The following is a 23,946-nucleotide window of genomic DNA, read 5'->3' on the forward strand; positions in this document are numbered from 1 at the left end:
GGCCGGGGCGACGCTGGGCTCGGAGGCCGCGCCGCGCGGCGCCTTCGCCGGGGCGGCGGGCTCGCTCGCCTGCGCTTCGCCGGCGGCGTCCTGCGTCTCGAACTTCAGGCCGAACTGGACCGACGGGTCGAAGAAGGTGGTGATCGCGTCATAGGGGATCAGCAGCCGCTCCGGCACGCCGGAGAAGGAGAGCCCGACCTCGAAGGCGTGGTCGCTGACGTTCAGGTCCCAGAACTGGTGCTGGAGCACGATCGTCATCTCGTCCGGATGCTTCTCGCGCAGGCGCTGCGACAGCCGCACGCCCGGCGCGGTGGTCCGGAAGGTGATGTAGAAATGATGCTCGCCCGGGAGCCCGTCACGGCCCGCCTCGGCCAGGATCTTGCGGACGACGCCCTTGAGCGCGTCCTGCACCATCAGGTCGTAGCGGAGAATATCCTTGGTCATCGGGTCCGGGTTCCGTTTCCGCTCCTCTAGATCACGCCACGACGGGAGGGAAGCTCCTCGAAACGAAAAACGTGACCGATTCCATTAGTTTAGAGCGCTTCTCATGCAAAGGAAGACCTCCTCTGCTGCTCCGCACCGGCTGCCTCAGCCGCATAAAAAAGTGGAGGCTTCTGTTGCCAGGCGCCTCCGAGCCCCGCCTTACGCGGCTAAACGCAAGGGCTTTGGTTTGGGAACCAGCACCGCTTACGCGGCGACAGCAACCCGAGCATTGTTGTCGTTGGCAACTATGCTTTAGGCCCGATAACGGCGGTACCATGCCGAGCAAAAGAACAACCTTTACACCCTCGTCGATCCTATTTCGCCCCCGCCGCAGCCCTGCAACCTTGTGGCTGCAAGTCCCCTGCTGCTCGCGCCGCAGGGCTGTGGTGGAGGCGCCGGGTACCGCCCCCGGGTCCGAAAGGCTTATTCCGAAGTCCGTTTATCGCCATAGCCGGCCTTGCGGACGGCAAGGCGAATATAGGCACTGAGCGCGCGCGGGGAAAGAGAGCAGGAGGCCCTCCCGGCTAATTTCTGCGCAGGCGCGCGAAAGCCGCGGAAAACTCCCGCGGCTTTCGCATTGTTTCGGGAGCCGAAGCCGGGTTCAGGGCGCTGCAGCACCACCGACCACCGAGCCATCATAGGCATTGAGATCGAGCGTCACCTCGACACCGCCCTGGGCGCGCCCGGCGATCTCCCAGCGCCAATCGGAGAGGGCGATCTCCTCGATGTGGACGAGGCCGTGGCGGAAGGCGATCGAGCGCGCCTGGGATTCCGTGATCTTCGGCGCGGTGGCAGTCGCCGGGTTTTGAGGCTTGGCTTCAGCCGAAGCCGACGCCGAAGCATGCCCTGCCAGGCCGACTGCCAGAAGCAGCGCGGCCAGCATGGATAGTCTGGTCATGATACGATCCTCATCAGCCGGGCTCATGATGGAGCATCGGGTCGTTCCGTAAGCCGGAAGCCACCTTCGTCCGATGCTCCAAGCGCAGGCCCGAAGCGCCCCTTCTGTTCACCGGGCATTCACATCGGGATGGCGCTTCGGCATTGCAATATCCGCAGCGATCACGATTTCTTTCGATGCCGTGAGACTTGGCCGCCAGGGCTGCGTGAAAAGCGGTTGAGAGCTGCGGCGGGTGGGGAGCGCGCCGGCACGGATGGCGCTAAAGTCGCGCGCTTTTCAGATTCGAATTCGGGTTCAATGCACCAGTATCACGCCCTTCTGCAGCGCGTCCTCGACGAAGGCGTCCGCAAGGACGACCGGACCGGCACCGGCACGCTCGCTCTGTTCGGCCACCAGATGCGCTTCGACCTGTCGGACGGCTTTCCGCTGGTCACGACCAAGAAGCTGCATCTGAAATCGATCATCCACGAGCTGATCTGGTTCCTGCGCGGCGACACCAATGTGCGCTATCTCCAGGAGAACGGCGTCACCATCTGGGACGAATGGGCCGATGCGAACGGCGATCTCGGCCCGGTCTATGGCAGGCAATGGCGCTCCTGGCCGGCTCCGGACGGCAGTACGATCGACCAGATCGCCTGGCTGGTCGACGAGATCAAGCGCAATCCCGATTCGCGCCGGCTGATCGTCTCGGCCTGGAACCCGGCCGACATCCCGAAGATGGCGCTGGCGCCGTGCCATTGCCTGTTCCAGTTCTTCGTCGTCGATGGGCGGCTGTCCTGCCAGCTCTACCAGCGCTCGGCCGACGTCTTCCTCGGCGTGCCCTTCAACATCGCGAGCTATGCGCTGTTGACCCATATGGTCGCGCAGGTCACCGGCTTGCGTGTCGGCGATTTCGTCCACTCCTTCGGCGACACGCATCTCTATCTCAACCATCTCGACCAGACGCGCGAGCAGCTTTCGCGGACGCCGCGGGCGTTGCCGACCCTCAGGCTCAACCAGGCGGTGCGCAAGCTCGAGGATTTCCGCTTCGAGGACATCGCGATCGAGGGCTATGACCCGCATCCGGCGATCAAGGCCCCGATCGCGGTATGACGCTGACGATCCGTCCCGCCCGGCCGGGCGAAGAGGGGCTGGTGCTCTCCTTCGTGCGCGAGCTCGCCGAATACGAGAAGCTGCTCCACGAGGTCGAGGCCGATGAGGCCGACATGGCCGCCGCCCTGTTCGGGCCCGAGCCCAGGGTGTTCTGCGACATCGCCGAATGGGACGGCGCGCCCGCCGGTTTCGCGATCTGGTTCTACACCTATTCGACCTTCACCGGCCGGCACGGGATATGGCTCGAGGACCTCTATGTCAGGCCCGAGCAGCGCGGCCGCGGCATCGGCAAGGCGCTGATGGTGCGCCTCGCCAAGCGTTGCGTCGACGAGGGGCTGTCGCGCTTCGCCTGGTGGGTGCTGAACTGGAACGAGCCCTCGCGGGTGTTCTATCGCTCGATCGGGGCGGTGGCGCAGAGCGAGTGGACGGTGAAGCGGGTCGACGGCGAAGCGCTGCGCAAGCTCGCCGCCGGGGGCTGAGCCAGTGGGCAAGCTTCCCGTCGTCCTGATCGCCGCGATCGCCGACAATGGCGTGATCGGCCGCGACAACCAGCTGATCTGGCGGCTCCGGACCGATCTGCGCCGCTTCCGCGAACTGACCATGGGCTGCCCGATCATCATGGGCCGCAAGACCTTCCTGTCGATCGGCAAACCCTTGCCGGGGCGCCAGAGCGTGGTCCTGTCGCGCGATCCGCAGTTCGGGCCGAACGGCGTCTACGTCGTGCCGACACTCGACCAGGCGCTGGAGACGGCGCAGCGGCTGGGGCAGGCGATGGGCGCGCGCGCCGTCATCGTCGCCGGCGGCGGCGAGGTCTATGCGCAGGCACTGCCCTTTGCGGACCGGCTGGAGCTGACCTTCGTCCACGTCAGCCCCGAGGGTGATGCGATCTTCCCGGCTTTCGACCGCAAATCCTTCCGCGAGAGCGCCCGCAGCGAGCATCCGGCGGGCCCGGAGGACGAGCATGCCTTCAGTTTCGCATCGTTTGACAAGCAGGTTTGAGTTTTCGGTCGGGAATCCGGTCAACCCTGCCACGGGTCGATGACGACGACGCCGGCACCTTCGAAATCCCGGACATTGCGCGTCACCACGGCCAGACCGTGGACCAGCGCCGTGGCGGCGATGAGCGCATCCACTTCGTTGCGCCGATCGGGGACGTGGAGGTGTGCGCAGCGCGTGGCGATCTCGGCAGTGACGGGCAGGATGCGCCCGGCGAATTCCGGACGGACATGATTGTCGAGCCAGGCTCGCAGGCGCGCGCCCTGCGCGGCGTCCCGGCGCTGAACGCCGAGCACGCCTCGTTCCAGTTCGAGGATGGTGATGGCCGAGATGAAGAAACGCGCCGCGTCTTCCGCCGCGATCCAGGCCAAGACACGGCTGTCGGCCTTGCCGTCACCGATCTTGCGGAGCTCAGAGACGACGTTGGTGTCGAGCAGATAGCTCAAGACAGGTCGATCTTGCGCGGCGCGATCTCGGTGCGCGGTGGATCGAACTCGATGCTCGCCAGGCCGGGCATGGCGAGCGCCTCCACCAGACTGCGGCGTTTGCCGCTCAGGCGTTGGAATTCGCCATAGGTCATCAGTACATGCGAGGGCTTGCCACGGTCCGTGATCACGACGGGGCCTTCCTGCGCGGCCTTCTTGGCGCTGCTGACATCGTGGTTCAGCTCGCGACTTGAAATCGTGATCCGGGCCATGGCTGAGCTCCATGTAGGCACGTACCTACATATGGCATGTGGCATGGGACTGCAAGATCGGCCATATTTGGCATGCCCGGCAGCCACCGAATATCGGCGAGGGTTGAAGATGCCGACGATCGAATGCAAGCCGGCGGCTGCAGAACCGTGATTGACGCAATGGTGCTGATTCTGGCGCGGGTGTTCGGCGACAGCGCGGATTTATGCCCTCGCGGAACGCTGCCCGAGTGAGCTGCTCAAGCCGTCGAATGAACGACTGCGACGAAGGGTCTACGACCAAAGGCGCTTGCGTCGTTGACGAATCCGTGGCCGATGCCCAATTCAACGCCCATTGCGCCTGATGGCGCTGACAGCGTTCAACCGTTCAGCTATGCACGGTCGAAGCAAAGAATGAGGAACGGCTGAGGCATGCCTTGGAGTAACCAGAGCGGTGGAAGCGGCGGCAGTGGCGGCGGCGGTGGCGGTGGTCCCTGGGGCCAGCGCGGCGGCGGCGGCAATGGCGGCGGTCCCTGGGGCGGCGGCGGTCCTTCCGGCGGCAACACTCCGCCCGATCTCGAGGAGATCATCAGGCGCGGCCAGGATCGGCTGAAGAACTTCATGCCGGGCGGCAATCTCGGCGGGCGCGGGCTCCTGCTCGTCGGTCTCGGCCTGGTGCTGCTCTGGCTCGCCACCGGCGTCTACACGGTGCGGCCCAACGAGGTCGGCCTCAACCTGATCTTCGGCAAATATGTCGGAAAGACCGCGCAGGGCCTGAACTACAACCTGCCTTATCCGATCGGCAGCGTGATCAAGCCGCAGGTGACCAACGTCATCACCACCGAGGTCGGCTTCCGCACCGTCGAATCGGCCCGCACCTCGCGCCAGACCGATGTCGGCGAGGAAAGCCTGATGCTGACCGGTGACGAGAACATCGTCGACATCGACGTGATCGTGCAGTGGCAGATCGATCCGGGCGCGCCCGAGGCCTATGTCTTCAACATCCAGGACCCGCCGGGCACGGTGAAGGCCGTGGCCGAGAGCGCGATGCGCGAGGTGATCGGCCGGCGCAACATTCAGCCGGTGCTGACCACCGACCGCGCCGCAATCGAGACCGAAGTGCGCCAGCTGATGCAGGACACATTGAACACCTATCGGGCCGGCGTGCTGATCCGGCTGGTGCAGTTGCAGAAGGTCGACCCGCCACAGCAGGTCATCGACGCCTTCCGCGACGTCCAGGCGGCGCGCGCCGACCAGGAGCGCCTGCGCAACCAGGCCGAGACCTACGCCAACCAGGTCGTGCCCGAATCGCGCGGTCGTGCGGCGCAGCTCCTCCAGTCGGCCGAGGCCTTCAAGGACCAGACGGTCAATGAGGCGCTCGGCCAGATCAGCCGCTTCAACTCGGTCTATGAGCAGTACAAGAACGCGCCCGCCGTCACCCGCGAGCGCCTCTTCCTCGAAACCATGGAGCGCGTCTTCGGCGGCATGGACAAGGTGATCCTCGACCAGAACGGCACCGGAAACGGCGTCGTGCCCTATCTGCCGCTCGGAGAGCTCGGCCAGCAGCAGCGCCGGCCGGCCGGCCAGAACCAGGGCCAGGCCCAGCAGGGAGCGACCCGATGAGCGGCTTCCTTCGCATCGGCGTCCTGGCCGTCATCGCCATCGCGGCGGTGGTCTTCTACGCCGCGACCTTCGTCGTCCAGCAGACCCAGTCGGCGATCGTGCTGCGCTTCGGCGCGGTGCGCAGCGTCGTCACCGAGCCGGGGCTCTATTTCAAGCTGCCGGCTCCGTTCGAGCAGGTCACCTATCTCGACAACCGCATCCTCGATCTCGACTTGCCGGCGCAGGAAATCATCGCCTCGGACCAGAAGCGGCTCGTGGTCGACGCCTTCACGCGCTACCGGATCTCCGATCCGTTGCGCTTCTACCAGGCGGTCAACAACATCCCGCGCGCCAACTCGCAGCTCGCCTCGATCGTCAACGGTACAGTCCGCTCGGTCCTGGCCGAGGCGACCTTCACATCGATGGTCCGCAACGACCGCTCGCGGCTGATGAACCGCATCCGCGACGAGGTGAACCGCGAAGCAGGCCGGTTCGGCATGACCGTGGTCGACGTCCGCCTGCGCCGGGTCGACCTGCCGGCGGCCAACTCGCAGGCGGTGTTCCAGCGCATGCAGACCGAACGTCAGCGCGAGGCGGCCGAAGCGCGCGCCCTGGGCGGCCAGCAGTCGCAGGAGATCAGGGCACGGGCCGAGCGCGAGGCGATCATCATCGTCGCCGAAGCGCAGCGGAAGTCGGACGAGATCCGCGGCCAGGGCGAGGGCGAGCGCAACCGCATCTTCGCCGAGGGTTTCGGCAAGGATCCGGAGTTCTTCGCCTTCTACCGCTCTATGCAGGCCTATGAAGCGAGCCTGAAGTCCGGTGATACGCGCATGCTGCTGACGCCCGACTCGCCGTTCTTCCGCTTCTTCAACGACCCGTCCGGCAAGCGCGCCGGCGCGGCGACGAACGCAGCCCCGGCCACGCCCGCGGCTCCACAGCCCTGACCTATGACCGAGCGTTGCGCATGACAGATTTCCTCGCGGCGCTCGGCCTGGTCTTCGCCATCGAGGGACTGCTTTTCGCGTCGATACCGGAGATCGCCAAGGAGGCGCTGCGCAGCGCCTCCGAGACTCCGGCGGACCGGATGCGCCTGATCGGCATCGTCTCGGCGATCGTCGGTGTCGGCCTGGTCTGGCTGGCTCGCAGTTGATGGAAACCGGATCCGCCCGGCTTGCGCTGCGAGCCGGGCGGATTCTGTTCTGAGGGCCTCAAACGGGAGCCGCTCGGGTTCTGCCCAGGCTCCGAGCCGTTTTCCGGCGATCACGGCATTATGACGCAATCTTGCGTCGCCCTTCCGCCGTATTTTGGCGTTCTTAAGTTGCGTTCGGATTCCGGCTGCGCTGCAATGCCGTCAAGGCGACCCCGTCACCCTCGGTCTCTTGGCGCGACATCATCATGATCATGAGGACATCGATGGCATTCACACATTCCCACGCCTACCGCCTGGCGCGCGTCGCGACGGTTGCCGGCATGGCGTTCGCGACGGTGCCCGCCTTCGCCCAGGTGACGCCGGCGCCTGGCAACGTCCAGGCCACGCCGCAGGCCCACGGCACCACCATCTCGCTGGCCGATCTCGCCGAGCGGGTGATGCCGGCCGTGGTCAACATCGCGGCGGTGACGACCAGCGAGACGCGCGGCCGCAACCTGCCGCAGCTGCCGCAGCTCGGGCCCGACACCCCGTTCGGCGACCTGTTCGAGGAATTCTTCAACCGCCGCGGCCGCGGCGGCGAGCAGGGCCAGAACCAGAACCAGCCGCCGCAGCAGCGCCGCTCGCAATCGGCGGGTTCGGGCTTCGTGGTCGATCCGTCCGGCCTCGTCGTCACCAACAACCACGTCATCGGCGATGCCAACGAGATCACCGTGGTGTTCAGCGACGGCCTGCGGCTCAAGGCCGAGGTCATCGGCAAGGACACCAAGGTCGACCTCGCGCTGCTGCGCGTGAAGCACGACAAGCCGCTGCCCTTCGTCAAGTTCGGCGATTCCGACAAGATGCGGATCGGCGATCCCGTGATGGCGATCGGTAACCCGTTCGGCCTTGGCGGCTCGGTCTCGTCGGGCATCGTCTCGGCCCGCAACCGCGACATCAACCAGGGTCCCTACGACACCTATATCCAGACCGACGCGGCCATCAACAAGGGCAATTCCGGCGGCCCGCTGTTCAACATGGCCGGCGAGGTGATCGGCATCAACACCGCGATCCTGTCGCCGACCGGCGGCTCGGTCGGCATCGGCTTTGCCGTGCCGTCGTCGCTGGCGACCAACATCGTCGATCAGCTGCGCGAGTTCGGCGAGACCCGCCGCGGCTGGCTCGGCGTGCGTATCCAGAACGTCGATGACGCCGCCGCCGAGGCGCTCGGCCTCGGCACCGCCCGCGGCGCGCTGATCGCCGGCATCGACGAGAAGGGCCCGGCCAAGCCGGCCGGCCTCGAAGTCGGTGACGTGATCGTCAAGTTCGACGGCAAGGACGTCAAGGATTCGCGCGAGCTGCCGCGCATCGTCGCCGGCACTGCGGTCGGCAAGGACGTGCCGATCCAGGTGATGCGCAAGGGCAAGGAACTGAACAAGACGGTCAAGCTCGCCCGGCTCGAGGATGGCGAGAAGGTCCAGCAGGCTGCTGCCAACAAGCCCGCGGGCGAGCCCGCCAAGCCGGTGACCGCTTCGGCGCTCGGTCTCGAGTTCTCGGCGCAGAACGACGACCTGCGCAAGCGCTACTCGATCAAGGACGGGCTGAAGGGCGTCGTCATCACCAAGGTCGATGCCAACTCCAACGCCGCCGACAAGCGCATCCTCGTCGGCGAGCTGGTGGTCGAGGTCGGCCAGGAGCCGGTGAACTCGCCGGAGGACGTGACCAAGCGGCTCGACGCCCTGAAGAAGGAGGGCAAGAAGTCGGCCCTGCTGCTGGTCTCGAACGCGCAGGGCGAGGTCCGCTTCGTCGCGGTGACCATGAGCTGATCGCGTCAGCCTGATCCAGAGACAACGAAAGGCGGCCTGCGGGCCGCCTTTTTTATTGGGTGATTGTCCCGGGCGATGGCCGCGATAAGCATTTTGCATTGGTCGGGCGATAACCTCTTCGGCAGGGTGCCGGGACACGCTTCGGAGCGACTGTCCATGCGCATGAGCGAGATTCCCTTCGGCACGACCGACTGGTCCTCCGTCGAGCCGGAACATTTCCCAGGCGAGGAGGGGCAGGCCACCTGGCGCACGCGCCGCTTCGGGCCGGCGGACAATCCGATCCGCGTCAGGATGGTCGAATACTCGCCCGGCTATGTCTCGGACCATTGGTGCGAGAAGGGGCATATCCTGCTCTGCCTGGAAGGCGAGCTGGAGACCACCTTGGCGGATGGCCGGGTGATGTGGCTGCGAGCCGGGATGAGCTACCAGGTTGCCGACAAGGCCGAGCCGCATCGCTCGCGCTCGCCGAACGGGGCGCGGCTGTTCATCGTGGATTGAGGCTCAGTTCCTGACGATCTCGTCGCCGCGATAGCCTTGAGCGTAGAGCAGGGCGGAAAGGTCGGCATGGTCGAGGCGGGCATCGGCCGCGGCGGCCACCGCCGGCTTGGCGCGATAGGCGACGCCGAGCCCGGCCTCGCCCAGCATGGCAAGATCGTTGGCGCCGTCGCCGACGGCGAGCGTCGCCTCGTCCGGCAGGCCGAAACGGGTGCGCAGTTCGATCAGCGCGTCGAGCTTGGCCTGCTTGCCGAGGATCGGCTCGGCGACCAGCCCCGAGAGCAGGTTACCCTTGCTCAGCAGGATGTTGGAGCGGTGCTCGTCGAAGCCGATCGTCGCGCTGATCGGGCCGGTAAAGACGGTGAAGCCGCCCGAGACCAGCGCGGTATAGCCGCCATGGGCGCGCATGGTGCGCACCAGTGCGCTGCCGCCCGGCGTCAGCGTGATGCTGTTGGCGATGATCTCGTCGACGACGCCGAGCGCGATGCCCTTCAGCAGGCCGACGCGCTCGCGCAGCGCCGGCTCGAATTCGAGCTCGCCGCGCATGGCGCGCTCGGTGATGTCGGAGACCTTCTCTTTCAGGCCGACATAGGCGGCGAGCTCGTCGATGCATTCCTGGCCGATCATGGTGGAATCCATGTCGGCGAGGAACAGGCGCTTGCGGCGGGTCGCGGCCGGCTGGACGATGATGTCGACCGGGGCGCCGTCCAGCGCCTCGCGCAATGTCGCTTCGAGCTTGCGCCCATCGCCCGCTTCCGCGAAGAGGTCGGCCGCGATCTCGCCGTCGAGGCGCTCGACCGTCGCCGGAGCGGGCGCCGCGGCGCGCAGGCGGGCGAGCAGGCCATCGTCGAGCAGGGCCTGACCATGGGCGGAGACGAAGGTGGCGACGAGCGTCATGACGGAGCCGGAGACCAAGTGAAATACAGCGCGGTGCTCATCGCAGGTCCGACCGCGAGCGGCAAGTCGGCGCTGGCGGTCGAACTCGCCAGGCGCTTCGGCGGAGTCGTGGTCAATGCCGACTCGATGCAGGTCTATCGTGACCTACAGGTCATCACTGCACGGCCGATGCCGGAGGAGATGGGCGAGGTACCGCACCGTCTCTATGGCCATGTCGACGGAGCAGTGAACCATTCGGCAGCGGCCTATGCGGCGGAAGTCGGTGCGCTGTTGCAGGAGCTGGCCGGGCAGGGCGCCTTGCCCGTGCTGGTCGGGGGCACCGGGCTCTATTTCAAGGCGCTGACCGAGGGGCTCTCGGATATCCCGCCGGTGCCCGAGGATGTCCGCATCACGTTCCGTGCTCGGGCGGAGCAACGCGAGACCGGCGAGCTGCATGCCGAGCTCGCCGGCAGGGATCCGGAAATGGCGGCGCGCCTGCGGCCGAGCGATCGTCTGCGGGTGATGCGGGCGCTGGAAGTATTCGAAGCGACCGGGCGTTCGCTGGCGACATTCCAGGGTTCGAGGCGGCCGGGGCCGCTGGCCGGACAGGAGCTGCTCAAGCTCTTCCTCGCCCCGGAGCGGGAGCTGGTGCGCGCCAGGATCGACGCCCGCTTCGATGTGATGATGGACCAGGGCGCGCTCGACGAGGTCGCGGCCCTGCGCGAGCGCCGGCTCGATCCGCTGCTGCCGGTGATGCGCGCCCATGGCGTGCCCGGGCTGATCGCCCATCTCGACGGCAGGCTCTCGCTGGACGAGGCGGTGGCTCGGGGCAAGGCCGATACCCGCGCCTATGCCAAGCGGCAGGTGACATGGTTCCGCCACCAGATGGAGGGCTGGACCGCGGTCGCGCCGAAGGCAGCGCTCGATGTCGCGATCGCGGCTTGGGCCAGCGACGCCTCGATTGCCGGCTCTAATCCTGCTTGACCATACGACGCTGCTCGTTTAGCGTCCGGCAACTTTCGTTTCGACAGGGCTGCGACATGCGCAAGCTTATTATCGTACAGGTGCGCTGGTAGGGGCCGGTTCAACAACCGGGCGTCCCCGACGCCAGCGCACGCCCAGGCCCCTCTGAGGGCCTTTTTTATTGCCTTTTTCCGACCGACACCGACAGACAGACCTCCGCAGGAGACCGTTATGAGCGAGATGATGACCGGCGCCGAGATGGTCGTTCGCGCCCTCCAGGACCAGGGCGTGGAGCATCTCTTCGGCTATCCCGGCGGCGCCGTACTGCCGATCTACGATGCGATCTTCCAGCAGGACAAGGTCAAGCACGTGCTCGTCCGCCACGAGCAGGGCGCCGTCCACGCCGCCGAGGGCTATGCCCGCTCGGCGCCGGGCAAGGTCGGCTGCGTCCTCGTCACCTCGGGCCCGGGCGCGACCAACGCCGTCACCGGCCTGACCGACGCGCTGCTCGACTCGATCCCGCTCGTCGTCATCACCGGCCAGGTCCCGACGCATCTGATCGGCTCGGACGCCTTCCAGGAATGCGACACGGTCGGCATCACCCGCTCCTGCACCAAGCACAATTATCTGGTGAAGAGCATCGCCGACCTGCCGCGCATCCTGCACGAGGCGTTTTTTGTCGCGGCCAATGGCCGGCCGGGTCCGGTCGTGATCGACATCCCCAAGGACATCCAGTTCGCGTCCGGTGCCTATAGCCGCCCGCGCGACAACCAGCACAAGACCTATCGGCCGGTGGTGAAGGGCGACCTGAACAAGATCAAGGCCGCGGTCGAGCTGATCGCCAAGGCGAAGAAGCCGATCTTCTATACCGGTGGCGGCGTCATCAACGCAGGCCCGCACGCCTCGGCGCTGCTGCGGGAGCTGGCGCGCCTGACCGGCTATCCGGTGACCTCGACCCTGATGGGGCTGGGTGCGTTCCCGGCCGCCGACAAGCAGTGGCTCGGCATGCTCGGCATGCACGGCACCTACGAGGCGAACCTCGCCATGCATGACTGCGACGTCATGATCAACATCGGTGCGCGCTTCGACGACCGGATCACGGGAAGGCTCGACGCCTTCTCGCCGCATTCCAAGAAGATCCATATCGACATCGACCCGTCGTCGATCAACAAGAACGTCAAGGTCGACATCGGCATCATCGGCGACTGCGCCCATGTGCTCGAGGACATGGTCCGGATCTGGCGCGAGACCTCGCCGCAGATCGACAAGACCGCGCTCACCGCCTGGTGGACGCAGATCAACGGCTGGCGAGCGCGCAACAGCCTCGGCTACAAGCAGTCCGGCTCGGTGATCAAGCCGCAATACGCGCTCGAGCGGCTCCATGAGCTGACCAAGGACCGCAACACCTATTTCACCACCGAAGTCGGCCAGCACCAGATGTGGGCGGCGCAGTATCTGCGCTTCCAGGAACCGAACCGCTGGATGACCTCAGGCGGGCTCGGCACCATGGGCTACGGCCTGCCGGCGGCGATCGGCGTGCAGATGAAGCATCGCGATGCGCTCGTCATCGACGTCGCCGGCGAGGCCTCGATCCTGATGAACATGCAGGAGATGTCGACGGCGGTGCAGTACAGGCTGCCGGTCAAGGTCTTCATCCTCAACAACGAGTACATGGGCATGGTGCGCCAGTGGCAGGAACTGCTGCATGGCGGGCGCTACTCGGAGAGCTACTCGGCCTCGCTGCCGGACTTCGTCAAATTGGCGGAGGCTTATGGCGGGCACGGCATCCGCTGCTCCGACCCGAACGATCTCGACGCTGCGATCATGCAGATGATCGAGACGCCCGGGCCGGTGATCTTCGACTGCCTGGTGGCGAAGGAAGAGAACTGCTTCCCGATGATCCCGTCGGGCAAGGCGCATAACGAGATGATCCTGCCCGATTTCGAGGGCGATACCGGCGAGATCATCGACGCCAAGGGCAAGCAGCTCGTTTGAGCTAGACCTGATACGGGTCATCCCGGACCAGCCGCGGAGCGGCGCCGATCCGGGATCCAATGCCGGAACCGTTCAGGAATGGATCCCGGGTCGAGCAGTGCTCGCCCGGCATGACCTGGCGGAATTGAGTTGGGGGACCACATGGCGACCATCGGCCTGATCGGCGGGATGAGCTGGGAATCGACGGCGGTCTATTACCGGCTGCTGAACGAGGGCGTGCGGGCGCGGCAGGGCGGGCTTCACTCGGCCGATGTCCTGCTGCATTCGGTCGACTTCTCGCCGATCGCCGAAATGCAGGCGAAGGGCGACTGGGACCGCGCCGGGGCGGCGATGGCGTCGAGCGCCCGCCGGCTCGAGCAGGGTGGGGCCGTCTGCATCGTTCTTGCCACCAACACCATGCACAAGCTCGCCGACCACATCACCCAGGCGACGAACCTGCCCTTCCTGCATCTGGCCGACGTCACCGCCAAGGCGATCCGCAAGACCGCCTCGCGCCGTCCGCTGCTGCTGGCGACGCGCTTCACCATGGAGCAGCGCTTCTATCGCGACCGGCTCGGCGCCTTCGGCGTCGAGACGCTGGTGCCTCACGAGGCCGAACGGACGGATGTCCACCGCATCATCTATGAGGAGCTCTGCCGCGGAGTGGTCCTGCCGGCCTCGAAGGCGCGCTATCGCGAGATCGTCGCGCGGGCGGTGCGGGAGCAGGGCGCCGATGGCGTCATCCTCGGCTGCACCGAGATCGGGCTCCTGGTCTCGCAGGCCGATTTCGACCTCCCGGCCTTCGACACCACGGCGCTGCATGTCGAGGCTGCGCTCGACTTCACGCTGGCGATGGAGCAGGCGGCGTGAAGCTGATCATCGCCAACAAGACTCACTCGTCCTGGTCGCTGCGGCCCTGGCTTGTCCTCAAGCAGTTCGGTATCCCGTTCGAGGAGATCCTGATCCCATTCGGGCCGACCATGGACGATCCCGGCTGGAAGCGCACGGTCGCCGAGTACACGCCGGCCCGCAAGGTTCCCTCGCTGGTCGATGGAGCGATCGCGGTCTGGGATTCGCTCGCCATCATCGAATACATTGCCGAGACGCATCCGGAATTGCCGATCTGGCCGCGCGACAGGTCGGCGCGTGCGCTGGCGCGCTCGATCTGCGCCGAGATGCACTCCAGCTTCGGCGCCTTGCGCGGCGCCTGCCCGATGAACCTCGCCTGGGTGCATCCGGCGCGCGATCGCGGTGAGGCGGTCGCGGCCGACGTCGCGCGCATCACCGAGATCTGGCGCGATGCGCGCCAGCGTTTCGGTGCCGGCGGCGATTTCCTGTTCGGGGAATTCAGCGCTGCCGATGCGATGTTCGCGCCGGTGGCGACCCGCTTCACCACCTATTCGATCGCGCTCGATCCGGTCAGCGCCGCCTTTGTCGAGGCGGTACAGGGCACCGCTGGCTTCCAGGCCTGGCGCGAGGCCGCTCTGGCCGAGCCGTGGATCGTAACCGTCGACGAGCTCGACGAACCGATCCTCACCGATTTCCGTCCAAATCTCAGCCGAAGCCGAGCCCAGACATGAACACGACGCATTATCCGACCGCCCCGACCGCCCAGCCGATCGCCCGCCACACCCTGGCGGTGATCGTCGACAACGAGCCGGGCGTTCTCGCGCGCATCGCCGGGCTGTTCTCCGGCCGCGGCTACAACATCGAGAGCCTCACAGTCTCCGAGACCGAGCACGAGAAGCATCTCTCGCGCATCACCGTCGTCACCTCCGGCACGGCGAACGTGATCGACCAGATCAAGGCGCATCTCGACCGGCTGGTGCCGGTGCATCGCGTCGTCGATCTCACCCTGCAGGGCGAGGCGATCGAGCGCGAGCTCTGCCTGGTCAAGGTCGTCGGCAAGGGCGACTACCGCGTCGAGGCGATGCGACTCGCTGCGTCCTTCGGCGCGCGCACGCTCGACGCGACGCTGACCTCCTTCGTCTTCGAGCTCACCGGCGCGACCGACGAGATCGAGCGCTTCATCAAGCTGATGACGGTGGTCGGCCTCACGGAAGTCTCGCGCACCGGCATCGCGGCGATGAGCCGCGGCGCGGAGGCGATGTAGCTCGCTAGATTGGTTGCGGCATGAGTCGCAGCCTTTCGATCGCGATCATTGGGTGCGGAACCGCCGGGTTGGCGGCCGCGCTGCTGCTCGAACGGGTCGGCCACACCGTCACGCTGGTCGAGCGCTTCAACGAGCCGCAGCCGCTCGGCTCCGGCCTGATCCTGCAGCCGAGCGGGCTCGCCGTTCTGAACGAACTCGGCCTGGCCGCGCCGCTGATCGCCACTGGCAGCCGGATCGATCGGTTGTTCGGTCTGAATGCCACCACGGACTCGGTGGTGCTCGATGTGCGCTACGCCGCGCTGAAGCGCGAGCGCTTCGGCGTCGGCATCCACCGCGCGGCGCTGTTCGAGACGCTGTTCGCTTCCGTGCAGAAGCGAACTGTCGCGATCGAGACCGGGGTCGAGGTCAGCGACATCGATGCTTCTGCTGGCGGCAAGGTCTCGTTGATCGCCGCGAGTGGCCGCCGCATCGGCCCGTTCGACCTCGTCGTCGATGCGTCGGGAACGCGCTCAGCCCTGCTCGGCCATGCCGCTCGCCCTGTGAGCCGCACGCCGCTGAGCTATGGCGCGCTCTGGGCCAATGTGCCGCTCGCCGGAACCGACTTCGATCGTCACGCGCTCGAACAGCGCTATCGCCGCGCCAGCGTGATGGTCGGCGTGCTGCCGATCGGACGGCATGGAGAGGAGCTAGAGCCGCAGGCGGCGCTGTTCTGGAGCCTGAAGGCGCATGCGCTCGATGCCTGGCGCAAGGCCGGGCTGGCGGCCTGGAAAGCCGAGGTCGAGCGGATCTGGGCGGCGACCGCGCCGCTGCTCGCGCATATCGTCGCGCCGGAGCAGCTGACCTTCGCGAGCTATCGCCACCAGACGCTGCCGCTGCCTCATGGCCGGCGGATCGCCTTCATCGGCGACGCCGCGCATTCGACCAGCCCGCAGCTGGGGCAGGGGGCGAACATGGCCCTGCTCGACGCCCATGCGCTGGCGGTGGCGCTCGATGATACCGTCGATCTCGACGCCGCGCTGCGCCGTTATGCCCAGCTCCGCCGCTGGCATGTGCGGCTCTATCAGGCGGCGAGCCGGATGTTCACGCCGTTCTACCAGTCGGACAGCACCCTGCTGCCACTGATCCGCGACCGGGTGGTTCCGCCCTTGGCGCGCCTGCCCGGCATCGACCGGATGCTGGCGCTGCTGGTCGCCGGCTTGATCGGCGATCCCTTGGGGCGGCTGGGGTTGAAGGAGCCCGCGATTGCTGCTGAAAGCGATCGTCCGGCGCTGGCCGGGGAGAGGGCTGAGCGGTGACGATCGGACTGAATGAAATCTCGCTCGGCCTTGGCGGCATCGGCTTCGCCTGTTTCGCCTGGCCGATCTACCGGCGCCTGACCGGCCAGGCCGAGGCCGAGCCGCTGGGCTCGGGCAAGAGCCTGCGTTCGCCGCTGTGGTGGGCCGGCTTCGTGCTGACGGTGGCGGCGATCTTTCTGCAGCGGATCGCGGCGCAGCAGGCGGCGGGCGGCTGAGGCTCTTGATCGCCTTCGCCGATCGGCGGCAAAGTGGGCTGCATGATGCTCTCTTGCGCCTGAGCAGGTGATGTCCATCCATCTCGAACTCCGCAGCTATCGCGGCGGCGACCGCCACCGCCACGACTACAGCCAAATCCTGCTGCCGATGCAGGGCGCGATGCGGCTCGATGTCGAGGGGCATCGCAGCGTCGTGTCGAGCCAGTGCGTCGCGATCATCCCGCGCGAGCACGAGCATGATTTCGAGCCGACGGCTGATTGCAGCATGCTCATCCTCGATGTCGAGGCGGGAGCCTTCGCCGGCGAGGCCGAGCCGGCGCTGCTGCGCGACCCCGTGCCGTCGCTGACGCGGGTCGAGCCCTGGCTGTGGCGGATGTTCCGGCAGCTGGGCGCCGAGGTCGAGGCCGGCGCCTGCCGGCCGAGCGATGCCGCCCAAATGGCCATGGCGGGACTCCAACTGGTTGCGCCGTGTGCCATGCCTCGGCCGTTGTCGCGGGCGGAGGTCCGGGTCATCGAGGTCGCGCACTCTGACGGGGCAGGGAGCGTCGCGGAGATGGCGCGGACCGCGGGCCTCGGCCAGAGCCGGTTCCATGCGCTGTTCCGCGCGACCACGGGGCAGTCGCCAAAGCAGGCGCAACTGACCAGGCTGTTCGACGAAGCCGCCGAGCTGCTGGTCAAGACAGCGCTGCCGGTCTCGGAGATCGCCTACGGTCTCGGCTACCAGAACGCCTCGTCCTTCAACCGGCAGTTCAGGCGGCGCTTCGGCCTGACGCCGTCGGAATTCCGTGCCGCGAGCCGACTCAGTGGCTAAGCTCTCGTTGCCTTCGTCTTCCATCAAACGCGCGGTCATCCCGGACAAGCCGCGCTAGCGGCGCCGATCCGGGATCCATTCCGGAGCGTTGCCGACAAAGGCTCCGGAATGGGTCCCGGGTCTCCCTGCGGTCGCCCGGGACGACCAGCGCACAATCAGTTTTGAAGGATGGGGATCGGAAAGAAGCGCAGCTTCGGTCAAGTCGTTCGGAGCTTCGCCTCATCACGGCGGTGCGGGCGCTCGCTATGGTCGATGCAACTCCGCATCCATGAGGATCACCCGCGATGAAACTCACCGATTTCAAGGTTTTGACCTTCGACTGCTATGGCACGCTGATCGACTGGGAGACAGGAATCTGGAACGCGCTGCAGCCGCTGATCAGCGCCGGCCGACTCAACCTCGAGCGCGAAGAAGCGCTGGCGCGCTTCGGCAAGATCGAGAGCGAGCTGGAGGAGGCGGGGCCGTCGCTGCGCTATTCGACATTGCTCGCCGCCGTCCATGCCCGGCTCGCCAAGGATCTCGGCGTCAACATCCATGCCGATCTCAACGAGCGCTTCGGCGGCTCGGTGCCGGACTGGCCGGCCTTCCCCGATTCGGCCGAGGCGCTCGCCTATCTCAAGCGCCACTACAAGCTAGTCATCCTCTCCAATGTCGATCGGACGAGCTTCGCGGCCAGCAACCGCAAGCTCGGCGTGACCTTCGACGCGATCTACACTGCCGAGGATATCGGCTCCTACAAGCCCGACCCGCGCAACTTCGCCCATTTGCTGGCGCATCTGGACACCGATCTCGGCCTGAAGCCCGGCGATGTCCTGCACACCGCGCAGAGCCTGTTCCATGATCATGTCCCGGCCGAGCGGGCCGGGCTGGCGCGTGCCTGGATCGACCGGCGCTTCGGCATGGCTGGGAGCGGCGCGACGCAGATCCCCGCGAACCAGCCGAAGGTCGACTTCCATTTCAAGAGCATGGCCGAACTGGCCGAGGCTCATCGAAGGGCAACACGAGACTGATCAGCCGCTGAAGCCGCCATCATCGAGGAAGCGCTGCTCCTCGGCCGAACTCTCTCGGCCGAGGACGGCGTTGCGGTGCGGGAAACGGCCGAAATCGCGGATGATGTCGCGATGGATGATCGCGTATTTGACCGAGTCGTCATCGCCCGAAGCCTTGCTTAGGGCCACGCAGCGCTCCTGGTCCGCAAGGTCCTCGGAGTGCATGAACGGCATGTAGAAAAAGCGCCGCTCCGGATTCTCGAAGGCCTCGTCGAAGCCGCGCGCGATCGCCCGGCTGGCAACCTCGCGGGCCAGCGGGTCTGCGGCGAAGGCGTGGGCCGAGCCGCGATTGAGATTGCGCGGGAACTGGTCGAGCAGGATCAGCAACGCATAGACGCCCTCCGGGCTGTCCTCCCAATCCGCAAGCCTGCCGCGCGCTGCGGCATCGACCAAAGGCCGGAAGCGCCGGGCGATCTCGGCGTCGAAGTCCTCGTCCTTGGCGAACCATTTGTCCGGGCCGGCCTCCCGCCAGAAGGCGAGGACCTCGGCGGCTTCAGGTGGGGTCGTCTGTGGCATCGTAGGCTCCGGCGAGGCTGTCTTGCGGGGAAGATATAGGTGCCCTGACAGCCCAAGTGGCGATGAAATTTCTCCGGCGTGCCCTTGCGCCCCGGCAAGCCGTGCGGTAGACGCCAGAACCGTAACGTACGGTACTCTCCAGATCGATGAACGACACCGCGAACCATAGCCAAGGCGAGGCGCTGAGCGAGCGGCAGCAGGCCGTGCTCGACGCCGTGCTGGCACTGATGGTGGAGCAGGGCGACCAGCTGACCATGACCGCGGTGGCGCGGCGCGCAAGTTGCTCGAAGGAGACGCTGTACAAATGGTTCGGTGACCGCGACGGGCTGCTGACCGCGACCGTGCAATGGCAGGCCTCGAAGGTCCGCGCCGACAATTACGACCGCCAGGCGCTCGACGCGGCGACGCTGCGCAAGAGCCTGCGGGACTTCGCCGAGAACTGGCTGAGCGTGATCACGAGCCAGACCTCGATCGCGCTCAACCGCGCCGCCATCGGCCATGCCGCTTCCGGCAAGAGCAATCTCGGCGGCATCGTGCTGGCGAACGGGCGTTTCGCCATCGGCGAGCGTTTGAAGCCGGTTCTGGAAGCCGGTCGCGCCGCCGGGCTGCTCGATTTCGATGACGCGGAAACGGCGTTCCGCACCTTCTTCGGCCTGGTTGGCCGCGACGTCCAGATCAGGCTGCTGCTGGGCGATGCGCTCGCCTCCGGCAAGGCCGAGATCCAGCGCGACGCGGCCCGGGCCACCGACCAGTTCCTCGCCCTTCACGGACGGCAGGGTGCCGTACCGAAAGCCTGAAACCTACAGATCAACCCAAGGAAGGACGTATCCAATGCGCGTTTATTACGATCGCGACGCCGACATCAATCTGATCAAGGGCAAGAAGGTCTGCATCGTCGGCTACGGCAGCCAAGGCCATGCCCATGCGCTCAACCTGCGCGATTCAGGCGTCAAGGACGTCATCATCGCACTGAAGGCCGGCTCGGCCACCCGCAAGAAGGCCGAAGAGGCCGGCTTCAAGGTCATGACCCCGTCCGAGGCCGCCAAGGTCTCCGACATCATGATGATGCTGACCCCGGACGAGCTGCAGGGCGACATCTATCGCGACGAGCTGCATGCCAACATGAAGGAGGGCGCCGCCCTCCTGTTCGCGCACGGCCTCAACGTCCATTTCAACCTGATCGAGCCGCGCAAGGACCTCGACGTGCTGATGGTCGCGCCGAAGGGCCCGGGCCACACCGTCCGCTCCGAGTATCAGCGCGGCGGCGGCGTGCCGACCCTGATCGCGATCCATCAGGACGCGACCGGCAACGCCCATGACCTCGGCCTGTCCTACGCTTCGGCCAATGGCGGCGGCCGCGCCGGCATCATCGAGACCACCTTCAAGGAAGAGTGCGAGACCGACCTGTTCGGCGAGCAGGTCGTGCTCTGCGGCGGCCTGGTCGAGCTGATCAAGGCCGGCTACGAGACGCTGACCGAGGCCGGCTACGCTCCCGAGATGGCCTATTTCGAGTGCCTGCACGAAGTGAAGCTGATCGTCGACCTCATCTATGAGGGCGGCATCGCCAACATGAACTACTCGATCTCGAACACGGCCGAGTATGGCGAGTACGTCACCGGCCCGCGCATCATCACCGCCGAGACCAAGGCCGAGATGAAGCGCGTGCTGACCGACATCCAGTCGGGCAAGTTCACCCGCGACTGGATGCTGGAGAACAAGGTCAACCAGACCTCGTTCAAGGCGACCCGCGCTCGCTACGCCGCCCATCCGATCGAGGAAGTCGGCGCCAAGCTGCGCGACATGATGCCCTGGATCAAGGCCAAGGCCCTGGTCGACAAGACCAAGAACTGAGGGTTGATCCACGCTTCCTGATTTCGCGACGGCCCGGCTGCCGCCGGGCCTTTGGGATCAAGGCCAAGGCCCTGGTCGACAAGACCAAGAACTGAGGCGAGCGCCGGACTTCGCATCGCGATTCAACGCGATGGCAAGCTGATTCCGGAAAAGCTTGCAATTGCTTGAAATTGAAAGGGAACGGGCGCCTCGACGGGCGCCCGTTTCGCGTTGAGGGAACCCGGCTTGGGAACCGGCCCCCGCGCTGGACGTTGATGCTCCAGTCAATACATGCAGGAGCGTGCGATGACCGGCCAGGACGAACTGAGAGAGAGGGCGATCGAACGGCTGCATCAACGCCATGCCCGGCACGGGCTGGCCGATGTCGCTAAGCCTGTCTCGTGGGAGGATCAGCTGCCGATCCTGCTCCTGGGTGGATTTCTCGCCGTCACGCTGCTGGCGAGCGTGCTCATCCGCGCCGTCGGAGGTTGATGGCGAAGGAGCAAATGGAGGCGGTCATGCAAGACGACGTCAAGGCGCGCGAGGCGCGCATTCCTGAGCAGGGTGGCGATCCGATTCCGCCGATGCGGGCGGATGTCCATTCCAGCGCCGACCCGGCGGTCGAGACCCCGGTGGAGGCTAGGCAAGGCTTCCTCGACCGGCCAGTGCTGGTTGTCCTGGTCGCAGGCCTGGCGCTCGCGGTCGTCGGCTGGATCGTCGCGGGGGTGTGGGCCTAACAGAGCGAGCGCCAATTTCGGCGAAAGCATTCACTGACGAAACAGACCAAGCTGAACAGATGGAGGCGATGATGACACCGATCCGGTCGATGCCTGCGTCCCAGGGGTTTCAGTTCAAGCTCGCACATCTGGCGCTGGGCGCCTCGTTCGCCCTGCTGACAATGATCGTCTTCGGCGTGCTGTAGTTCGCGATGGCGCTAGAGCCGGCAGGGCTAAGCCAACTCAGCCTGGCCCGGCCGGCTCGTCTTGAGGCACCGCGGAAGGCAGGCATGTCGCAGTTCTCGGTGAGCAAGCTTCTCGACAGCGAGATCGTGCTGGTGCGCGACGTCGTCTGCTCCGGCGAGTGCCGGCATCGCAGCGACGAAGAGTGTGCGCGCGCCACCCATCTGGTCTTTCCCTATCGCGGTATCTTCGTCCGCCATGTCGGGCGTGAAGACGCGGTCGCGGAGAGCAATCAGGTCCTGTTCTTCAATCCGCATGAGGGCTACCAGGTCAGCCACCCCGTTGCCGGCGGCGATACCTGCCTCGATTTGCGCCTCAGCCAAGACATTCTGGACGAACTCGCGCCGGCAGAGCTGTTGCGCAAGGGGGCGGGCTCCTTCCTGATGCAGCGCCGCCGGATCGACCCGCGCGCGCAGGTGCTCGTTGCCCTGTTGCGGCACAGCCTGCAGCGCGGCATTTCCGAGCCGCTCGAAGCGGAGACGCTGGCGTTGACGCTGGTGCGGCGTGCCTTGGGCGAACGGACCTCGCATACTGCCGGGGCTTCAACCGGGCGGCGCAAGCTGGTCGACCGGGCCAAGCTGGTGATGGCCTCCGATCTCGCCCGGCGCTGGACATTGGCCGAGATCGCCTCGGAGGTCGGGGTCTCCCCGGTCTATCTCACGCAGGTCTTCGCCCAGGTCGAGGCCGTGCCGCTCTATCGCTATCACTTGCGCCTGCGGCTGGCGCGGGCGCTCGACCTGCTCGGCGGTTCTGACGACCTGACCCAGCTCGGGCTCGATCTCGGTTTCTCCAGCCACAGCCATTTCAGCGCCGCGTTCCGGCAGGCCTATGGCCGCACGCCGGCGGAGTTCCAGCGCTCCCTCAATCTCCGCTGACAGACGCTGTCACTGATCGCGAAAGATTCTGACAGCGGCTGACAGCCAGAGGGTGTCCTGTTCCGTCTCACAACGACGGAGACAGGTCATGATCAGCTTCATCATCGGATCGGCCAAGCCTGTGCTCGCGATGTTCGACGTGCTTGGCCGCATTCTCGGCACGCTCGACAATTGGCTGCAGTCGCGCCGCGACTATCGCACCCTTTGCGACATGAGCGAACGCGATCTGCGCGATCTCGGACTGCGCGACAGCGATCTGCGCGACGCCACGGCGGCGCCGTTCTTCGGCGACCCGACCGGCATCATCTCGCTGCGCGTCGAGGAGCGGCGGGGTCTTGCGGGTGGGGAAAGCGTGGATCAGGCGCTGCGCGGCCTGAGCGCCGGAACCTCGGTTTCACCCGAGCGGATCGCTAAAGAATCCGACAGCGCGGAGGGCGGCCGGGTGGTCCTTCTCAGGGCGGCCGAATGAGCGGCCGCGAGAAGGAGGAAGGCGATGAGGGGAACCTGCGCAGCCTGCGATTGCGAACTCGACGAAACCCCGATCAAGGTCACGATCGGCGGCAATACCGTCGAGGTCTGCTGCAACGACTGTGCCCAGGCGCTGCGGGAGGCTGATGCCTCGCAGGCGCAGGGCGATGGCATCTAGCCCGCCCGGAAACGGCAGAGCCGGCCGCGAGAGCGGCCGGCTCTTTTTTCGCTTGAGGGGGATCAGAAGGTGATGTGATCCTTGATCTCGGCCTCGACGTTCGAGGGCAGCACGCTGCGCTTCACCAGATCGTCGAAGTTCTTGAACTTCGCCTTGCCGCGCTCCTCGACGATCTTCTTGGAGCGGGCCTCGCCGATGCCCTTGAGCTGCTCGAGCTCGGCGGCGCTGGCGGTGTTGATATTGACCTTCTTGGTCTGGGCCTGGGTGGTCGGCGCGGCCGGTTTCGCCGCGGGGGCGGCCGGTGTGGCGGGCGTCGTCACGGGCGCAGCCGGCTTGGCCGGGGTGGTGGGCTGGGTCGCGGTCTGTGCGAGGGCCGGGCCGGCGGCGAGCGCGAGCGCGGCGAGGCCGATAGCGAAACGAGACATCGTCATGGCGTGGACTCCTGTAAGCCCTGCCCGGGGAAGCTGGAGCTGCGCGGATGCCGGGCCGTCCGCGCCGCCGCGCCGGTTACGGACCGGAGGATCCGGTCCAGGCGCGATGGCTGGACTTTCGGCCGGGGCGGCTGAACGCGATCTGAGGCGAGCGTTCAGCTGGCGTTATGCTCCTCGCCGGGTTTTCGCCGCGATTGGCGCG

At 66.5% G+C, this 23,946-nt stretch carries 31 protein-coding genes and 1 other RNA gene; 24 read left to right on the forward strand and 8 right to left on the reverse strand.

What is annotated here, in order from left to right; genetic code table 11:
- The 3 genes from CXY91_RS21880 to CXY91_RS21890 all read right to left on the reverse strand — a co-directional run.
- Nucleotides 1-444 (reverse strand): SspB family protein (locus CXY91_RS21880; RefSeq protein ID WP_100963332.1); only part of this gene is annotated, 444 nt, incomplete at its 3' end.
- Nucleotides 445-603: 159 nt separating this feature from the next.
- Nucleotides 604-990, reverse strand: a transfer-messenger RNA (tmRNA) gene (ssrA, locus tag CXY91_RS29930).
- Between the two features lie 94 nt (nt 991-1,084).
- Nucleotides 1,085-1,381: a PepSY domain-containing protein gene (locus CXY91_RS21890; RefSeq protein WP_158673542.1), complete on the reverse strand. Its 297-nt coding sequence runs from the start codon at nt 1,379-1,381 to the stop codon at nt 1,085-1,087.
- A gap of 297 nt (nt 1,382-1,678) precedes the next feature.
- On the opposite strand from CXY91_RS21890, the gene CXY91_RS21895 reads away from it, so the two are divergent.
- Genes CXY91_RS21895 through CXY91_RS21905 form a run of 3 tightly spaced genes read left to right on the forward strand, consistent with a single transcriptional unit; the run spans nt 1,679 to nt 3,472 of the window.
- Nucleotides 1,679-2,473, forward strand: a complete 795-nt coding sequence (locus CXY91_RS21895) for a thymidylate synthase (protein ID WP_100963336.1) — start codon at nt 1,679-1,681, stop codon at nt 2,471-2,473.
- Nucleotides 2,470-2,952, forward strand: a complete 483-nt coding sequence (locus CXY91_RS21900) for a GNAT family N-acetyltransferase (RefSeq protein WP_100963338.1) — start codon at nt 2,470-2,472, stop codon at nt 2,950-2,952. The genes CXY91_RS21895 and CXY91_RS21900 overlap by 4 nt, the downstream gene beginning before the upstream one ends.
- A 4-nt stretch (nt 2,953-2,956) precedes the next feature.
- Nucleotides 2,957-3,472 carry a dihydrofolate reductase gene (locus CXY91_RS21905; RefSeq protein ID WP_100963340.1) on the forward strand — a complete coding sequence of 172 codons (516 nt, stop codon included), beginning with the start codon at nt 2,957-2,959 and terminating at the stop codon, nt 3,470-3,472.
- 20 nt (nt 3,473-3,492) lie between these two features.
- Here CXY91_RS21905 and CXY91_RS21910 read toward each other — a convergent pair whose 3' ends face one another.
- Together CXY91_RS21910 and CXY91_RS21915 are read right to left on the reverse strand one after the other, a co-directional pair.
- Nucleotides 3,493-3,915, reverse strand: a complete 423-nt coding sequence (locus CXY91_RS21910) for a type II toxin-antitoxin system VapC family toxin (protein ID WP_100963342.1) — start codon at nt 3,913-3,915, stop codon at nt 3,493-3,495.
- Entirely contained in the window at nt 3,912-4,166 is a 255-nt protein-coding gene (locus tag CXY91_RS21915; RefSeq protein ID WP_100963350.1) for a type II toxin-antitoxin system Phd/YefM family antitoxin, read from the reverse strand. The genes CXY91_RS21910 and CXY91_RS21915 overlap by 4 nt, the downstream gene beginning before the upstream one ends.
- A gap of 408 nt (nt 4,167-4,574) precedes the next feature.
- Here CXY91_RS21915 and hflK point away from each other — a divergent pair, with 408 nt between their 5' ends.
- The 5 genes from hflK (at nt 4,575) to CXY91_RS21940 (ending at nt 9,194) form a co-directional block, all read left to right on the forward strand.
- Nucleotides 4,575-5,765 carry an FtsH protease activity modulator HflK gene (hflK, locus tag CXY91_RS21920; RefSeq protein WP_100963352.1) on the forward strand — a complete coding sequence of 397 codons (1,191 nt, stop codon included), beginning with the start codon at nt 4,575-4,577 and terminating at the stop codon, nt 5,763-5,765.
- Entirely contained in the window at nt 5,762-6,688 is a 927-nt protein-coding gene (gene hflC / locus CXY91_RS21925) for a protease modulator HflC (protein WP_100963354.1), read from the forward strand. Before hflK ends, hflC begins: the two co-directional genes overlap by 4 nt.
- Nucleotides 6,689-6,708: 20 nt before the next feature.
- A complete protein-coding gene (locus CXY91_RS21930) occupies nt 6,709-6,894 on the forward strand; it encodes a DUF2065 domain-containing protein (RefSeq protein ID WP_091840576.1) in 186 nt (61 codons plus the stop codon).
- Nucleotides 6,895-7,157: 263 nt separating this feature from the next.
- Nucleotides 7,158-8,696, forward strand: coding sequence for a Do family serine endopeptidase (locus tag CXY91_RS21935; protein WP_248307594.1), 1,539 nt, complete (start codon nt 7,158-7,160; stop codon nt 8,694-8,696).
- A 156-nt stretch (nt 8,697-8,852) separates the two neighbouring features.
- Entirely contained in the window at nt 8,853-9,194 is a 342-nt protein-coding gene (locus tag CXY91_RS21940) for a DHCW motif cupin fold protein (protein WP_091840579.1), read from the forward strand.
- A 3-nt stretch (nt 9,195-9,197) separates the two neighbouring features.
- Here the strand turns inward: CXY91_RS21940 and serB are convergent, their stop codons facing one another.
- The gene (serB, locus tag CXY91_RS21945) at nt 9,198-10,088 is read right to left on the reverse strand and encodes a phosphoserine phosphatase SerB (RefSeq protein WP_100963455.1); all 891 of its coding nucleotides are present in this window, start codon (nt 10,086-10,088) and stop codon (nt 9,198-9,200) included.
- On the opposite strand from serB, the gene miaA reads away from it, so the two are divergent.
- The 9 genes from miaA (at nt 10,056) to CXY91_RS21990 (ending at nt 18,448) form a co-directional block, all read left to right on the forward strand.
- On the forward strand, nt 10,056-11,051 hold the full coding sequence (miaA, locus tag CXY91_RS21950; RefSeq protein ID WP_100963457.1) for a tRNA (adenosine(37)-N6)-dimethylallyltransferase MiaA: 996 nt from the start codon (nt 10,056-10,058) through the stop codon (nt 11,049-11,051). The genes serB and miaA overlap by 33 nt on opposite strands.
- A 210-nt stretch (nt 11,052-11,261) precedes the next feature.
- Nucleotides 11,262-13,025, forward strand: a complete 1,764-nt coding sequence (locus CXY91_RS21955; protein ID WP_091840581.1) for an acetolactate synthase 3 large subunit — start codon at nt 11,262-11,264, stop codon at nt 13,023-13,025.
- A 141-nt stretch (nt 13,026-13,166) separates the two neighbouring features.
- Nucleotides 13,167-13,874 carry an aspartate/glutamate racemase family protein gene (locus CXY91_RS21960; RefSeq protein WP_100963356.1) on the forward strand — a complete coding sequence of 236 codons (708 nt, stop codon included), beginning with the start codon at nt 13,167-13,169 and terminating at the stop codon, nt 13,872-13,874.
- Nucleotides 13,871-14,584 (forward strand): glutathione S-transferase family protein, encoded by a 714-nt coding sequence (locus CXY91_RS21965; RefSeq protein WP_100963357.1) that lies wholly within the window; start codon nt 13,871-13,873, stop codon nt 14,582-14,584. The genes CXY91_RS21960 and CXY91_RS21965 overlap by 4 nt, the downstream gene beginning before the upstream one ends.
- Nucleotides 14,581-15,117, forward strand: coding sequence for an acetolactate synthase small subunit (gene ilvN, locus CXY91_RS21970; protein WP_091840591.1), 537 nt, complete (start codon nt 14,581-14,583; stop codon nt 15,115-15,117). Before CXY91_RS21965 ends, ilvN begins: the two co-directional genes overlap by 4 nt.
- 20 nt (nt 15,118-15,137) lie before the next feature.
- Entirely contained in the window at nt 15,138-16,412 is a 1,275-nt protein-coding gene (locus CXY91_RS21975) for an FAD-dependent oxidoreductase (RefSeq protein ID WP_100963359.1), read from the forward strand.
- Nucleotides 16,409-16,627 (forward strand): hypothetical protein, encoded by a 219-nt coding sequence (locus CXY91_RS21980; protein WP_091840596.1) that lies wholly within the window; start codon nt 16,409-16,411, stop codon nt 16,625-16,627. Before CXY91_RS21975 ends, CXY91_RS21980 begins: the two co-directional genes overlap by 4 nt.
- A gap of 70 nt (nt 16,628-16,697) precedes the next feature.
- A complete protein-coding gene (locus CXY91_RS21985; RefSeq protein WP_100963361.1) occupies nt 16,698-17,438 on the forward strand; it encodes a helix-turn-helix domain-containing protein in 741 nt (246 codons plus the stop codon).
- Between the two features lie 284 nt (nt 17,439-17,722).
- Nucleotides 17,723-18,448, forward strand: coding sequence for a haloacid dehalogenase type II (locus tag CXY91_RS21990; protein ID WP_100963363.1), 726 nt, complete (start codon nt 17,723-17,725; stop codon nt 18,446-18,448).
- Here the strand turns inward: CXY91_RS21990 and CXY91_RS21995 are convergent, their stop codons facing one another.
- Nucleotides 18,449-19,003, reverse strand: coding sequence for a DUF924 family protein (locus CXY91_RS21995; protein WP_100963365.1), 555 nt, complete (start codon nt 19,001-19,003; stop codon nt 18,449-18,451). It abuts the gene before it with no gap.
- A 146-nt stretch (nt 19,004-19,149) separates the two neighbouring features.
- On the opposite strand from CXY91_RS21995, the gene CXY91_RS22000 reads away from it, so the two are divergent.
- The 7 genes from CXY91_RS22000 to CXY91_RS30625 all read left to right on the forward strand — a co-directional run bounded on the left by CXY91_RS22000 (nt 19,150) and on the right by CXY91_RS30625 (nt 23,313).
- The gene (locus CXY91_RS22000; RefSeq protein WP_100963367.1) at nt 19,150-19,800 is read left to right on the forward strand and encodes a TetR/AcrR family transcriptional regulator C-terminal domain-containing protein; all 651 of its coding nucleotides are present in this window, start codon (nt 19,150-19,152) and stop codon (nt 19,798-19,800) included.
- Between the two features lie 34 nt (nt 19,801-19,834).
- Nucleotides 19,835-20,854 (forward strand): ketol-acid reductoisomerase, encoded by a 1,020-nt coding sequence (ilvC, locus tag CXY91_RS22005; protein WP_100963369.1) that lies wholly within the window; start codon nt 19,835-19,837, stop codon nt 20,852-20,854.
- 285 nt (nt 20,855-21,139) lie between these two features.
- Nucleotides 21,140-21,325 (forward strand): hypothetical protein, encoded by a 186-nt coding sequence (locus tag CXY91_RS22010; RefSeq protein ID WP_091840610.1) that lies wholly within the window; start codon nt 21,140-21,142, stop codon nt 21,323-21,325.
- Nucleotides 21,326-21,351: 26 nt separating this feature from the next.
- Nucleotides 21,352-21,570: a hypothetical protein gene (locus CXY91_RS22015; protein ID WP_143079780.1), complete on the forward strand. Its 219-nt coding sequence runs from the start codon at nt 21,352-21,354 to the stop codon at nt 21,568-21,570.
- Nucleotides 21,571-21,839: 269 nt separating this feature from the next.
- The gene (locus CXY91_RS22020; protein WP_100963371.1) at nt 21,840-22,667 is read left to right on the forward strand and encodes a helix-turn-helix transcriptional regulator; all 828 of its coding nucleotides are present in this window, start codon (nt 21,840-21,842) and stop codon (nt 22,665-22,667) included.
- Nucleotides 22,668-22,755: 88 nt separating this feature from the next.
- Nucleotides 22,756-23,136, forward strand: coding sequence for a DUF1127 domain-containing protein (locus tag CXY91_RS22025; RefSeq protein WP_100963373.1), 381 nt, complete (start codon nt 22,756-22,758; stop codon nt 23,134-23,136).
- A 24-nt stretch (nt 23,137-23,160) separates the two neighbouring features.
- Nucleotides 23,161-23,313, forward strand: a complete 153-nt coding sequence (locus CXY91_RS30625) for a hypothetical protein (RefSeq protein ID WP_199777533.1) — start codon at nt 23,161-23,163, stop codon at nt 23,311-23,313.
- Between the two features lie 62 nt (nt 23,314-23,375).
- On the opposite strand, the gene CXY91_RS22030 is transcribed toward CXY91_RS30625, so the two are convergent.
- Nucleotides 23,376-23,744, reverse strand: a complete 369-nt coding sequence (locus tag CXY91_RS22030; protein WP_100963375.1) for a ComEA family DNA-binding protein — start codon at nt 23,742-23,744, stop codon at nt 23,376-23,378.
- Between the last annotated feature and the right edge of the window lie 202 nt (nt 23,745-23,946).

Origin of the sequence: Allobosea sp. FBZP-16, assembly GCF_002831785.1 — a bacterium.
Taxonomy (GTDB): Bacteria; Pseudomonadota; Alphaproteobacteria; order Rhizobiales; family Beijerinckiaceae; genus Allobosea; species Allobosea lupini.

What these genes read in the sequence shown, in the direction of transcription:
- ilvN (WP_091840591.1), top strand. Translation starts at nt 14,581, where the DNA reads ATGAACACGACGCATTATCCGACCGCCCCGACCGCCCAGCCGATCGCC.
- CXY91_RS21985 (WP_100963361.1), top strand. Translation starts at nt 16,698, where the DNA reads ATGTCCATCCATCTCGAACTCCGCAGCTATCGCGGCGGCGACCGCCAC.
- CXY91_RS22030 (WP_100963375.1), bottom strand. Translation starts at nt 23,744, where the DNA reads ATGACGATGTCTCGTTTCGCTATCGGCCTCGCCGCGCTCGCGCTCGCC.
- CXY91_RS21900 (WP_100963338.1), top strand. Translation starts at nt 2,470, where the DNA reads ATGACGCTGACGATCCGTCCCGCCCGGCCGGGCGAAGAGGGGCTGGTG.
- CXY91_RS22010 (WP_091840610.1), top strand. Translation starts at nt 21,140, where the DNA reads ATGACCGGCCAGGACGAACTGAGAGAGAGGGCGATCGAACGGCTGCAT.
- hflC (WP_100963354.1), top strand. Translation starts at nt 5,762, where the DNA reads ATGAGCGGCTTCCTTCGCATCGGCGTCCTGGCCGTCATCGCCATCGCG.
- CXY91_RS21990 (WP_100963363.1), top strand. Translation starts at nt 17,723, where the DNA reads ATGAAACTCACCGATTTCAAGGTTTTGACCTTCGACTGCTATGGCACG.
- CXY91_RS21975 (WP_100963359.1), top strand. Translation starts at nt 15,138, where the DNA reads ATGAGTCGCAGCCTTTCGATCGCGATCATTGGGTGCGGAACCGCCGGG.
- CXY91_RS22015 (WP_143079780.1), top strand. Translation starts at nt 21,352, where the DNA reads ATGCAAGACGACGTCAAGGCGCGCGAGGCGCGCATTCCTGAGCAGGGT.
- CXY91_RS21995 (WP_100963365.1), bottom strand. Translation starts at nt 19,003, where the DNA reads ATGCCACAGACGACCCCACCTGAAGCCGCCGAGGTCCTCGCCTTCTGG.
- CXY91_RS21960 (WP_100963356.1), top strand. Translation starts at nt 13,167, where the DNA reads ATGGCGACCATCGGCCTGATCGGCGGGATGAGCTGGGAATCGACGGCG.
- CXY91_RS21890 (WP_158673542.1), bottom strand. Translation starts at nt 1,381, where the DNA reads ATGACCAGACTATCCATGCTGGCCGCGCTGCTTCTGGCAGTCGGCCTG.
- CXY91_RS22025 (WP_100963373.1), top strand. Translation starts at nt 22,756, where the DNA reads ATGATCAGCTTCATCATCGGATCGGCCAAGCCTGTGCTCGCGATGTTC.
- CXY91_RS21930 (WP_091840576.1), top strand. Translation starts at nt 6,709, where the DNA reads ATGACAGATTTCCTCGCGGCGCTCGGCCTGGTCTTCGCCATCGAGGGA.
- ilvC (WP_100963369.1), top strand. Translation starts at nt 19,835, where the DNA reads ATGCGCGTTTATTACGATCGCGACGCCGACATCAATCTGATCAAGGGC.
- serB (WP_100963455.1), bottom strand. Translation starts at nt 10,088, where the DNA reads ATGACGCTCGTCGCCACCTTCGTCTCCGCCCATGGTCAGGCCCTGCTC.
- CXY91_RS22000 (WP_100963367.1), top strand. Translation starts at nt 19,150, where the DNA reads ATGAACGACACCGCGAACCATAGCCAAGGCGAGGCGCTGAGCGAGCGG.
- CXY91_RS21955 (WP_091840581.1), top strand. Translation starts at nt 11,262, where the DNA reads ATGAGCGAGATGATGACCGGCGCCGAGATGGTCGTTCGCGCCCTCCAG.
- CXY91_RS21915 (WP_100963350.1), bottom strand. Translation starts at nt 4,166, where the DNA reads ATGGCCCGGATCACGATTTCAAGTCGCGAGCTGAACCACGATGTCAGC.
- CXY91_RS21940 (WP_091840579.1), top strand. Translation starts at nt 8,853, where the DNA reads ATGCGCATGAGCGAGATTCCCTTCGGCACGACCGACTGGTCCTCCGTC.
- CXY91_RS22020 (WP_100963371.1), top strand. Translation starts at nt 21,840, where the DNA reads ATGTCGCAGTTCTCGGTGAGCAAGCTTCTCGACAGCGAGATCGTGCTG.
- CXY91_RS21935 (WP_248307594.1), top strand. Translation starts at nt 7,158, where the DNA reads ATGGCATTCACACATTCCCACGCCTACCGCCTGGCGCGCGTCGCGACG.
- miaA (WP_100963457.1), top strand. Translation starts at nt 10,056, where the DNA reads ATGGGCGGAGACGAAGGTGGCGACGAGCGTCATGACGGAGCCGGAGAC.
- CXY91_RS30625 (WP_199777533.1), top strand. Translation starts at nt 23,161, where the DNA reads ATGAGGGGAACCTGCGCAGCCTGCGATTGCGAACTCGACGAAACCCCG.
- CXY91_RS21895 (WP_100963336.1), top strand. Translation starts at nt 1,679, where the DNA reads ATGCACCAGTATCACGCCCTTCTGCAGCGCGTCCTCGACGAAGGCGTC.
- hflK (WP_100963352.1), top strand. Translation starts at nt 4,575, where the DNA reads ATGCCTTGGAGTAACCAGAGCGGTGGAAGCGGCGGCAGTGGCGGCGGC.